The organism is Occultella glacieicola, assembly GCF_004353825.1.
GTDB lineage: Bacteria > Actinomycetota > Actinomycetes > Actinomycetales > Beutenbergiaceae > Occultella > Occultella glacieicola.
In genome coordinates, this window is record NZ_SMNA01000002.1 from 461,117 (window position 1) to 472,079 (window position 10,963).

General features: G+C 72.2%; 10 protein-coding genes. 4 read left to right on the plus strand and 6 right to left on the minus strand.

The features are described 5' to 3' along the window. Window positions 1-148: 148 nt before the first annotated feature. From EXU48_RS05055 to EXU48_RS05075, 5 genes are all read right to left on the minus strand, one after another. A complete protein-coding gene (locus EXU48_RS05055; RefSeq protein WP_133106479.1) occupies window positions 149-1,393 on the minus strand; it encodes an amidohydrolase in 1,245 nt (414 codons plus the stop codon). Window positions 1,394-1,469: 76 nt separating this feature from the next. Next, the gene (locus tag EXU48_RS05060) at window positions 1,470-2,420 is read right to left on the minus strand and encodes a nucleoside hydrolase (RefSeq protein ID WP_133106480.1); all 951 of its coding nucleotides are present in this window, start codon (window positions 2,418-2,420) and stop codon (window positions 1,470-1,472) included. 82 nt (window positions 2,421-2,502) lie between these two features. Beyond that, window positions 2,503-3,609: a mannose-1-phosphate guanylyltransferase gene (locus tag EXU48_RS05065; protein ID WP_133106657.1), complete on the minus strand. Its 1,107-nt coding sequence runs from the start codon at window positions 3,607-3,609 to the stop codon at window positions 2,503-2,505. A 54-nt stretch (window positions 3,610-3,663) separates the two neighbouring features. Next, window positions 3,664-4,788 carry a YihY/virulence factor BrkB family protein gene (locus EXU48_RS05070; RefSeq protein ID WP_133106481.1) on the minus strand — a complete coding sequence of 375 codons (1,125 nt, stop codon included), beginning with the start codon at window positions 4,786-4,788 and terminating at the stop codon, window positions 3,664-3,666. A 73-nt stretch (window positions 4,789-4,861) separates the two neighbouring features. Next, window positions 4,862-5,401, minus strand: coding sequence for a 2'-5' RNA ligase family protein (locus EXU48_RS05075; RefSeq protein WP_133106482.1), 540 nt, complete (start codon window positions 5,399-5,401; stop codon window positions 4,862-4,864). 166 nt (window positions 5,402-5,567) lie between these two features. On the opposite strand from EXU48_RS05075, the gene galK reads away from it, so the two are divergent. The 3 genes from galK (at window position 5,568) to EXU48_RS05090 (ending at window position 8,886) form a co-directional block, all read left to right on the plus strand. Next, window positions 5,568-6,776, plus strand: a complete 1,209-nt coding sequence (gene galK, locus EXU48_RS05080; protein WP_133106483.1) for a galactokinase — start codon at window positions 5,568-5,570, stop codon at window positions 6,774-6,776. An 88-nt stretch (window positions 6,777-6,864) separates the two neighbouring features. Next, window positions 6,865-7,293 (plus strand): transferase, encoded by a 429-nt coding sequence (locus EXU48_RS05085; RefSeq protein ID WP_133106484.1) that lies wholly within the window; start codon window positions 6,865-6,867, stop codon window positions 7,291-7,293. A 24-nt stretch (window positions 7,294-7,317) separates the two neighbouring features. After that, window positions 7,318-8,886, plus strand: a complete 1,569-nt coding sequence (locus EXU48_RS05090; RefSeq protein ID WP_133106485.1) for an Hsp70 family protein — start codon at window positions 7,318-7,320, stop codon at window positions 8,884-8,886. A gap of 34 nt (window positions 8,887-8,920) precedes the next feature. On the opposite strand, the gene EXU48_RS05095 is transcribed toward EXU48_RS05090, so the two are convergent. Next, window positions 8,921-9,439, minus strand: a complete 519-nt coding sequence (locus EXU48_RS05095) for an ArsR/SmtB family transcription factor (protein WP_133106486.1) — start codon at window positions 9,437-9,439, stop codon at window positions 8,921-8,923. Between the two features lie 102 nt (window positions 9,440-9,541). Between EXU48_RS05095 and EXU48_RS05100 the strand changes: the two genes are divergently transcribed. After that, window positions 9,542-10,876: an MFS transporter gene (locus tag EXU48_RS05100; protein WP_133106487.1), complete on the plus strand. Its 1,335-nt coding sequence runs from the start codon at window positions 9,542-9,544 to the stop codon at window positions 10,874-10,876. Window positions 10,877-10,963: the final 87 nt, after the last annotated feature.

The window sequence follows — 10,963 nt, forward strand, 5'->3', positions numbered from 1 at the left end:
CGGCGGGTCGGTCAAGTGAACCGTGGGGGGCCTAGGGGGAGACAGTAGACCGGCGATCATCCCGTTCGTGTTACATGGTGAGACGTTCGAGCAAAGCGTTACCGAACTGGTATCGAAGCTGCGGTGGCCGATGGTGAGACTGGGCCGGTCACGCAGTCGGGGTGCGACGGTCGATGCCCTGGTGCTCGGCCTGGACGGCCACCTGCGCCAGGAACCGGGCGCCCACGCCGATCGCGGACTCGTCGATGACCAGGTCGGCCTGGTGAAGGTCGAACGTGCGCCCACCCGGGGTCCGGGTACCGAGTCGCGCCATCGAGCCGGGCACCCGGGTCAGGTACCAGCCGAAGTCCTCACCGCCGAGGGACTGCTCGGTGAGCAGCACCGAGTCGGGGCCGAGGATGGTCTCGGCCGCGTCATCCATGTGCCGCACGCAGCGCTCGTCGTTGTCGACCGGAGGCACGCCCCGCTGGATCTGGAGGTCGACGTCCACGCCGGTGGGGGCGACCACCTGGTCGATCAACTCGCGGAGCAGGTCCTCGGCCCGGTCCCAGGCGCGCGCATCCAGGCAGCGCAGGGTGCCGGTGAGGACGCCGACGGACGGGATCGCGTTGGCCGCGGTACCGGCGCGAACCGTTCCCCAGGTGAGGTTGACGCCGGAGCGCGGGTCGAGCCGCCGGCCGAGCAGGGCCGGGGTGAGGGTCGCGACCAGGCCGAGTGCGTACACCACGTCACCGGTCAGGTGCGGCCGGGACGTATGCCCACCGGTGGAGGACAGGGTGACGGTGATCGTGTCGGACGCACTCGTGATCGGCCCGATCCGGGTGCCGACCTGGCCGGCGTCGAACTTCGGGTCGCAGTGGATCGCGTAGATCTGGTCGACCCCCGCGAGCACACCGGACTCGATGAGGTCCAGTGCTCCCCCGGGCTGCAGCTCCTCGGCGGGCTGGAAGATCAGCCGCACCCCGATCTCGAGCAGGCCCTCCGCCGCGAGCGTCGCGAGGATCAGCCCGGCGCCGAGCACCACGGCGGTGTGCGCGTCGTGCCCGCAGGCATGGCTCACGCCCTTGACGGTGGACGTGTACTCCAGGCCGGACGTCTCCTGCAGCGGCAGGGCGTCCATGTCCGCCCGCAGGGCCACCCGGCGCAGCCGTCGCGATTGCACGGCGTCCACGGTCCCCGCAGGATCGATGTCGCAGTACAGGCCGGTCCCCGCCACCCGGTGCACCGTCAGGCCGGCCTCCTCGAGCCGGGCGGCGACCAACTCGCTGGTCCGGTGCTCGGTGCGCGCCAGTTCCGGGTTCGCGTGGATATCACGCCGGATCGTGCGCAGCTCGGCGTCGAGTTCGGCAGCGAGGGCGTTGATCCGGGACGTCAGGACAGCAGGCTTCGACACACCCCGAGGCTACTGCCTTCCGCATCGCGGGCCCGGCGGCGTCCGCCCACAGGACTCGGGTGGACGGCGAGCCGCGTCAGAGGGCGGCGATCCGGTCGAGGAAGTAGGTCATGAACCCGTCCACGTCAACGGCCGTCGCCACGGACGCGTTGGCTGGTGGTGCGTCACGTCCGGTCAGCAGGTCCGTGACCGCGATGCCGCGGCCCACCTCATCGCCCGCCACCACCTCCACGTGGGCGGGGACCCAGGTGAGCAGCTCCGGCCGGGACACGGCCGCCACCGCGAGCGGGTCGTGCATCGCGCAGGCACGGCCGGCCTCCGGGTCACCCGGGCGGTCACGACCGAGCCGGTCGAGCCACGCGATCGTGCACTCGCCGGCGAACTCACCGAACGGTCGGCCACCCGCCGCCATCGTGGCCGCGTGGTCACGGGTCAGCATCACCTGAGTCGTGACGTCGAGTCCGACCAGCCGAAGCGGCGCGCCGCTGCGCATCACCGCGCCGGCCGCGAACGCGTCGACCCACCAGTTGAACTCGCCGGGCATCCGGCGCGCGTTCGTCTGGCCGAGGTGGACCCCGCCCATCACGACGATCTCCTTGACGGCGGCGGCGACCGCCGGGTCGAGCGCGATCGCGGCGGCCACGTTGGTCAGCGGCCCGATGGCCACGAGGGTGATCTCGCCGGGTGCCTCGAGTACCCGGCGGGCGATCTCCGCGGCCGCGAAGCCGGGGGTCACCCGGTGGTGCCCATACCGGGTGCGGATCTCCTCCGGGGCAGTTCGCGCCCGGTCGGGCTCCACGATCGGTGCGGCGGCCCCGCGGACCACCGGGATGTCCGGACGGCCGAGCCGTTGGAGGAGCTCGATGCTGAGATACGTGCCCGACTCCACGTCGATGTTGCCGTTGACGGTCGTCACCAGCTCGACGTCGAACGTGTCGTCGGCGAGCAGGAGGGCGAGGGCGAAGCCGTCGTCGATCTCAGAACCGGGGGCGCCCATCGACAGGTCGGTGTCCAGGATGATCCGCACGACAACTCCTCTGTTCGACCCATGGTGGGCATCGCTCGACGGGCGCGATCACGTTGATCCTCCCGGTACCCGCTCCGGCGCCTCAAGTCAGGTCGCCCCGCCCGGACTCCTTGAGGAGACCGACGATGTCCTTGACCCGTTGTGCGTGCTCCCGGGTGGTCACCAGGAGCGCGTCGGGGGTGTCCACTACCACGGCCCCGTCGATGCCGAGCAGCACCACGGTTCGACCCGCCCCGGGCACCACGATCGACCCGGGCGCGTCCCGCACCACCACCTCCGCGGCGGACCCGAGCACGCCGTCGGCACCGGTCGGCAGCAGGTCCGCCAGCGATGCCCAGTCGCCGACGTCGTCCCAGCCGAAGTCCCCCGGCACCACCGCGACCCCGCCGGCCGCCGCGACCGGCTCCGCGATCGCATGGTCGATCGCGATCCGGGTGAGCGCGGGCCAGTGCCGCGCGAGCGTCTCGTCCCGACGGTCGGAGTCCCAGTCCGCGGCGATCCGGGTGAGCCCGTCGGCGAGGGTCGGCTGCAGCCGGCGCAGGTGCTCGAGGAGCACAGTTGCCCGGACCACGAACATGCCGGCGTTCCACCGGTAGGACCCGGTGGCCAGGTACCGGGCGGCGGTGGCCGCGTCGGGCTTCTCCGCGAAGGCGACCACGTGCCGGGCGCCGTCGGCCTCACCGGCCGCACCTGCGCCGTCGAGCGGTTCGCCGACCTCGATGTAGCCGAATGCCGTGGACGGGTGGTCGGCCGTGATGCCGATCGTGACCACGAAATCCTCGCGAGCGGCGGCGACGGCGGCACGCACCGCCCGGTCGAACGATTCCTTGCCGTCTATCACGTGGTCCGCGGCGAACGAGCCGAGCACCACATCCTCGTCCGGGTGGCGCCGGAGCAGCACGGCCGCGGCGAGCCCGATCGCGGCCATGGAGTCACGCGGACCGGGCTCGAGCAGCACGTCCGCGGCGGGTAGGCCCGGCAGTTGAGCGCGGATCGCGTCGGCGTGCCCGGCGCCGGTGACCACCAGCGTGCCGTCCACCAGCGGGGCGAGCCGGTCCGCGGTCGCCTGGATCAGGGTGCGTCCGGTGCCGGTGAGGTCGTGCAGGAACTTCGGGTGCCCGGCTCGGGACAGCGGCCACAGCCTGGTCCCGGCGCCACCGGCCGGGATGACCGCGTAGAACGTCTCCATCACCCGGCCAGAGTAGTGGCGGGCCCCACCGGGGCGGTCTCCGGATTCGCAGTGTCAGTCCCGCTCGGCGTACTGTCGGCGACGCTCCTGCTCCACGCGATGGCTCTGGGACTCCTCCCGGACCGCCCGCCACTTGCGTCGGAGCCAACCGATCAGGCCGCCCCAGCGGTCGGGCTCCGGCAGGGGATCCTCGGGACGGATCTTGCCGGTGACCGGGTCGTGGTCCCACTCGAGAGTGGCGGGTTCGGAGACCGTGACGTAGTTCGGGTGCTCGTCGAGGTGGGTGATCATCTCCGCGGTGATCTCCGGGGCCGGAGGCGGGTTCGCGGTCCAGGCTGCCACCATCAGCGTCACCCGCACCACGAGGTTCACCCAGAGCAGCAGCGTGACGATCGCGGCGAACCCGGCGAGCAGGGGGTTGCCACTCACGCTGCCGACGACGCTGGTGCCCAGGAAGCGCAGCGCACCGGCTCCGACCGCGGCCACGAGGGCGCCGACCCAGAGGTCCTTGTTCGGTGGGTGCACTCCGGCGAGCACCCGGTACAGCATCACGAACACGAGCAGGTCCATGCCCAGCACCACAAGGAACCCGGCGATCCGCAGCGCCCAGCTGCCGGCGGCGCTGCTCTCGGCGCCGACCAGGCCGAGCAGGAACTCCCCGGCCGCGCCCACCGCGATGCCGAGCGCCGAGGTGAGCAGCACGGCGATGGCGAGCCCGAAATAGCCGCCGAGGTCGCGCAGCTTGCTGACCACGACGTTTTCCTTGGGCGCGACGATGCCGAACATGGCCCGGATCGCGGTGCGCAGGGCGGCCATCACGGTCGTGGCCGCGTTGACGAGGACGACGACGGCGATGACACCCACGATGCCGGTCCCGGTGTTCAGCTCGAGGTCGTCGGGTTTGACCAGGCCACCGTCGCCGGTATCGACGAGCCCGGGGACCGCGTCGTTCAGCGAGTCCAGGACGGCGTCGCGCAGTTCGGTGTTCGAGCCGAGCACCGCCATGAAGATGGTGTACCCGATGGTCAGCCCGGCGAAGATCGAGAACAGTGCCGAGTAGGCGATCCCCCCGGAGAGCAGCGCTCCGTTGGCAGCGCCGTAGCGCGCGAGCGCCCGAGCCACCCTGGTCTGCTTCCACCACTCGAGGATCGCCTTCAGGCGGGACGTGATGGCTGCCATGCCGGCCAGTTTTCCGGTTCCTCGTTCCCCTCGCACGTCGACGGCGGCGACGGCACCCGAGCGCCGGAGGGTTTCAGGAGGTCAACACGAAGTTGCTGACGGTGCGCCAGACGCCGTCGTCGCCGTACTCGTAGAGGGAGAAGTGCGCCACCGGGAACAGCGCGTCGAACGACTCCATCGCGGCGCTCGCGGCGTCCAGGCCGGCTTCGTCGATCTCGTGCGCGATGGTCACGTGCGGGTGGTAGGGGAACCGCAGCTCCTGACGCAGCGGCCCGGCGTTGATCGCGCGCTGCAGCCGTTCGCACGCCTGCGTGCCGGTAGCGAGGCGCACGAACACCACGGGTGAGATCGGGCGGAAGGAGTCCGTGCCGCCGAGCTCGACGACGAACGGTGGGTGGTCGGCGGCCACGGACCGTAGGTGATCGGTCACCTCGCCGAGGTCGTCCGGCTCGACGACCCTGGGCGGCATCAGGGTGATGTGCGGCGGCACCGAGTGCGCCAACGGGTCGCCGGCCTCGATCCTGGCCCGGGTCAGGCTCGCGCTGTAGGGCTCCGGGATCGGGATGGAGACCCCGATGCGAACCTGCTCCCCCATGCGCTCCGGAGCGCTCATCGGCCGCTCGAGCACTGTCCGCTGGGATCCATCCTCCTAGTGTGCCGCACCCTCGACGGTGGCCGGTCCCGGCCGGACATGCGGCAGGATGGACGCGGCACCGGCCCCGCCGCCGGCCGGCACCTACGCTCCGAGCCCGATCTCACCCGACCCGAGGAATCCCGCGATGATCGACCCCTGGACCCTGACCGACGGCGCCGCGACGGCTCGCGCCGAGTTCACCGAGACCTTCGGCGGTGAGCCCGACGGCGTCTGGTCCGCCCCCGGACGGGTGAACCTGATCGGGGAGCACACCGACTACAACGGCGGCCTGTGCCTTCCGATCGCGCTGCCGCACCGCACATTCGTGGCGCTGCGCGCCCGGGGCGACGGCGGACTCGGCCTGGTCTCCGGCCGCGAGTCGGGCGTGTGGTCGGGTGAGCTGGCCGCGGTCGGCCCAGGCGCCGTGGAGGGCTGGCCCGCCTACCCGGCCGGGGTGGCCTGGGCCCTGGCCCAGGAAGGGGTCCCGGTACCCGGGTTCGACGCGGCCGTCGCCTCGTGCGTCCCGTACGGGGCCGGGTTGTCCTCGTCCGCGGCGCTGGAGTCCGCGTTCGCGGTCGCGATCGCCGACGGCGTGGGCGCGGCCTGGCCGGGTCCGGACCCGTCCGGTCCCGACCAGGACGCCGGCCGGGCGATGTTGGCCAGGGCGTGCGTGCGCGCCGAGAACGAGGTGGCCGGGGCGCCGACCGGAGGCATGGACCAGGCGGCGTCGCTGCGGTGCGCGGACGGGCACGCCCTGCTCCTGGACTGCCGCGACGGCTCCACGCGTCAGGTGCCGTTCGACCTCGCGGCGGCGGACCTGGAACTGCTGGTCATCGACACCCGGGCCGAGCACGCACTGGTGGACGGCCAGTACGCTCAGCGCCGGGCCACCTGTGAGGCGGCGGCCGAGGCCCTTGAGGTCCCGACGCTTCGCGAGATCGACCCGGCCGGACTGGTGGCCGCGCTGGCCGCATTGACCGATGACGTCAGCCGCCGCCGGGTCCGGCACGTGGTCTCCGAGATCGCCCGGGTCACCGACTTCGTGGCGTTGCTCGACGCCGGCCGGATCCGGGACGTCGGTCCCCTCATGGACGCCTCCCACGAGTCCCTGCGCGTCGACTACGAGGTGTCCTGCGCCGAGTTGGACGTGGCTGTCGAGGCGGCGCGCGCGGCGGGTGCCCTCGGGGCCCGAATGACCGGCGGCGGGTTCGGCGGCTCCGCGATCGCCCTGATCGAGGCGGGCTCGGCGCAGTCCGTGGCTGACGCCGTCACGGCCGCATTCGCGAGCGCCGGGTTCACGGCGCCGGAGTTCCTGATCGCGACGCCGTCCGGCCCCGCCGACCGCGTCGCCTGACCGGGGAGCGCCGGCGGTGTGAGGTTGGGCACCCCCGCTCCCGCGGGAACATCCACCTAGCGCAATGCGTTATGTCAGAACCATGCGAATGAAGAAGTATGAAGTCCTCGACCACGATGACGGCCGGTCCGTGCGCTATCGCCGTCACGACAATGGTGGTGGCCTGGTCGCGACCGGCGCCACCGTCGACGAGCGCGCCTACCTCGCGCAGAGCGTGTGGGTCGACCCGGGTGCCGTGATCGCATCCGGCGCGCACGTGAGTTCCGGCGGCTGGATCGAACCCGGGGCCAGGATCGACACCGGTGCGCGGATCGCCTCCAACGTCCGGATCGGCGCGGGCGCCCACGTCGGCGACCACGCCCGGATCGGCAGCCGGAGCCGGATCGGCGCACAGGCCACGGTGGCGCCGGGCGTCATCCTGCCGCCCGACACCGACCTGCCCGACGGACAGGTCGCGGACGGCCGCGCCAGCGCCCCGGCAGGCCCCGGATCGCCGCGGTACGGCACGGCCGCCTGAGGGGTCGGCCGCTAGGCTGGGGGCATGCATCTCGGCGTCGATCTCGGGACCACTCGGACGATCGTCGCCGCCACCGACCGGGGCAACTACCCGGTGGTGAGTTTCCTCGACGGCGACGGTGACGCCCACGATCACTTCCCGTCCGTGGTGGCAGACGACGCAGGTGACCTCGTCTACGGCTTCGACGCCGTCGCCGCCGGACATACCGGGGCGGCCATGCTCCGCTCCTTCAAGCGCATCCTCGCCGCTCCGGACGTGACCGGGGCGACCCCCGTTGCCATCGGGTCGCGTACCGAGCCGATCCTGGACGTGCTGACCGGATTCCTGACCGCCCTGCGCGGTGCACTGTACGAGCGCTCGAACCTGCCCAGGAGCGCCCGCAACGCCCGCGCCCGCGAGGGCTCCCGGACCGTGGTCGGGGTGCCCGCTCACGCGCACGGCGCCCAGCGCTACCTCACCCTGGAGGCCTTCCGCCGCGCCGGTTTCACGGTGACCGCGATGGTCAACGAACCGTCCGCGGCCGGCTTCGAGTACACCCACCGCCGCGGCACCACCGTGAGTTCGCGGCGCACCCGGGTGGTCGTCTACGACCTCGGCGGCGGCACGTTCGACGCCTCCCTCGTGGACGTGCGGGACACCGACCACGACGTCCTCGCCACCGCCGGTCTGAACCGACTCGGCGGCGACGACTTCGACGAGGTCCTGGTGGACTGCGCGCTCGCCGCGGCCGGTGCCTCCGACACGCAGGACCCCGCACTCCTGGAGAACCTGCGGGATCAGGCCCGCGAAGCCAAGGAACGACTCACCCCGCAGTCCCGGCGGATCGCGCTCGACGTCGGTGACACGGAGGTCACCGTCGGGGTCGACGCCTACTACGAGGCCGTCACGCCCCTCCTGCAGCGGACCATCGACGCGATGCGCCCGCTCCTCGCCACCCTCCCCGACGAATCCGGCGAGCCCGCCGAGTCGGACCAGGAGTCCGCCGAGGACCTGACCGAGATCGCCGGGATCTACCTGGTCGGCGGGGGCAGCGGCCTCCCGCTGGTGCCGCGACTGCTGCGCGAGCAGTACGGCCGTCGGGTGCATCGGTCCCCATTGCCGGCGGCCTCCACCGCGATCGGCCTGGCCATCGCCGCCGACCCGGACGCCGACTTCACCCTCACCGACCGCCTCTCGCGTGGTTTCGGGGTGTTCCGCGAGCGCGACGGCGGGGCCGGCCTGAGTTTCGACGCCATCCTGCGCCCCGACGCAACCCTGCCGGCCGACGCCGACGAGGACACCGTCATCGTCCGCAGGTACCGCGCGGCGCACAACGTGGGCCGGTTCCGGTATGTGGAGTGCACGGCCATCGATGACTCGGGGGAACCGCGCGGGAACATCGTCCCGTTCGCCCAGGTGACGTTCCCGTTCGATCCTGCCCTGCAGAGCCCGGACCGGGGCGCAGCCGCCACGGCCGCCGAGGTGCACCGCCGCGACGACGGCCCGCTCGTCGAGGAGCGGTACCTGATCGACCGGAACGGGATGATCGAGGTCCGGATCACCGACCTGGACTCCGGCTACAGCCAGACCCACGCGATCGGCGCGCGCGACTGAGGCCGGCCCGCGGCCGGGCCACGCCGACGCCCGCTCAGTCCGGCCGCCGCCGACCCACGTCCTCGTGCAGCGCGAAGAACAGCGAGAGGGGTTCGCCCTCGGGATCCGGGGCCCGGTCGGCGTACTCGGCGAACAACTCGGTGAAGCGGCGCAGCATCTCGTCGCGGTCCGCCTCGTTGAGCCGCACCCCGAGCCGCACGATCTCGGCCCGGGCGGGATCGGCAAGGGCGAACTCGTCGAGGAACGCCTGGATCAGGATCCGTCCCCGTCCCGGCCCCATCGGGGTGCGCCAGGACTTGCCGGTGGAGAGGTAGGGCACCTCCCGGGCGCCGCGGTTGCCCTGCCGCTCCGGCTGCGCAGCCAGGAAGCCGCGCTCGGCAAGGAGCCGCACATGGTGGTAGGTGGTCGCCGGGGCCATGCCGAGGCGCCCGGCGATCTCCTTGTTCGTCAGCGCCTCGTCCAGGCACAGTCGCAGGATCCGCATCCGCAGGGCCGAGCTCAGGGCACGGGCGTCGGCGTCCGCGGTGGTTCCGGGGATGGCCTCGTCGGTCATGGGCCGATGCTACCGGCGGCCCACGCGACTCCGGAGAGAGTGATCGAGATTCCTCGATCACTAGTGATTGACACTTCCCAATCACTTGATCAGACTGTACTCATGACCGAGACCACCACCCCCGATCCGTCGGTGCCGTCGACCACTCCGGCCGGGGACCTGCCACCGAGCAAGCCCCGCGCGCTCTGGCACCATCGCGACTTCCGGCACCTCTGGGCCGGCGACGCGTTCGGCCAGCTCGGTGCCCAGTTCACCGGCCTGGCCCTGCCCGTGCTCGCCGTCGGCGTCCTGCAGGCGACCGAGTGGCAGATGGGGGTCCTGTCCGCCGCGAACATGGCGGCGTTCCTGCTGATCGGCCTGCCGGCGGGCGCCTGGGTGGACCGGATGCGCAAACGGTCCGTGCTGATCACCGCCGACCTGGTCCGCGCCCTCATCCTCGCCGGGGTGGTCGTGGCCGCCCTGACCGGCACCGCGTCGATGCCGCTGCTCTACGTGGCCGGCCTGCTGCTCGGCAGCGCCACGGTCTTCTTCGACGTCGCCCACCAGTCCTACGTGCCCACCCTGGTCGGCATCGACCACGTCGTCGAGGGCAATGCCAAACTGCAGGCGACGGCGTCCGTGGCCCAGGTGGCGGGGCCGGCCGCCGCCGGGGTGCTGCTGCGGTTCGTCACCTCGGGAGCGCTCATCGCGTTCAACGCGGTGACCTATCTGCTCTCGGCCCTCTTCGTGGCCCGGATCGCGCACCGGGAGACGCTGCCGCCCCGGGAGGACCGCCGGCCGCTCGTCGTGGAGATCCGAGAGGGCCTGTCCTTCGTCGTGCGGCAGCCGCTGCTGCGCCGGATGGTCGCCTGCACCGCGCTCGGCAATCTCGCGTTCGGGATCCTCTCCGCACTCGAGGCCCTGTACATCCTGCGCGACCTGGACCTCGGTGAGGCGGCGCTCGGCACGATCTTCTCCGCCGCCTCCGTCGGCGCCCTGCTCGGCGCCCTGGTCGGCCGCAAGGCAGCCGAGTGGATCGGTGAGGCACGACTGGTCCCGGTCAGCGCACTCGCGATGGGGCTCCCGATCGCGCTGGTCCCGCTCGCCTCGGTGCTGCCACTGCCGCCGATGGTCACGCTGATCGCGGGCCTCGGGCTCACCTTCATGATGGTGGTCGTCTACAACATCGCGACGGTCAGTTTCCGTCAGCGACTGTGCCCACCACGGTTGCTCGGCCGGATGAACGCCTCCGTGCGCTTCATCGTCTGGGGCACGATGCCGTTCGGCGGCCTGCTCGGCGGCTGGCTGGGCAGCGCCTTCGGCGTGGTGCCGGCCCTGTGGATCGCGGCGATCGGCACTCTGCTGGCGGCGCTGCCCGTGGTGATCTCGCCGCTGTGGTCGATGACGACACTGCCCACGGCCGCCGACGCCGAGGCGGAGACCGAGCCGCCGGAATGACCCCACGAGCCGTCGCCGGCCCACTAGGCTGACCCGAGCACAGGGGGTGCGGACCGGCGTGGGAGCCGGTCCCGGGTCAGGTCCGAA

What these genes read in the sequence shown, in the direction of transcription:
- EXU48_RS05100 (WP_133106487.1), top strand. Translation starts at nt 9,542, where the DNA reads ATGACCGAGACCACCACCCCCGATCCGTCGGTGCCGTCGACCACTCCG.
- EXU48_RS05095 (WP_133106486.1), bottom strand. Translation starts at nt 9,439, where the DNA reads ATGACCGACGAGGCCATCCCCGGAACCACCGCGGACGCCGACGCCCGT.
- EXU48_RS05090 (WP_133106485.1), top strand. Translation starts at nt 7,318, where the DNA reads ATGCATCTCGGCGTCGATCTCGGGACCACTCGGACGATCGTCGCCGCC.
- EXU48_RS05085 (WP_133106484.1), top strand. Translation starts at nt 6,865, where the DNA reads ATGAAGAAGTATGAAGTCCTCGACCACGATGACGGCCGGTCCGTGCGC.
- EXU48_RS05075 (WP_133106482.1), bottom strand. Translation starts at nt 5,401, where the DNA reads ATGAGCGCTCCGGAGCGCATGGGGGAGCAGGTTCGCATCGGGGTCTCC.
- EXU48_RS05070 (WP_133106481.1), bottom strand. Translation starts at nt 4,788, where the DNA reads ATGGCAGCCATCACGTCCCGCCTGAAGGCGATCCTCGAGTGGTGGAAG.
- EXU48_RS05065 (WP_133106657.1), bottom strand. Translation starts at nt 3,609, where the DNA reads ATGGAGACGTTCTACGCGGTCATCCCGGCCGGTGGCGCCGGGACCAGG.
- galK (WP_133106483.1), top strand. Translation starts at nt 5,568, where the DNA reads ATGATCGACCCCTGGACCCTGACCGACGGCGCCGCGACGGCTCGCGCC.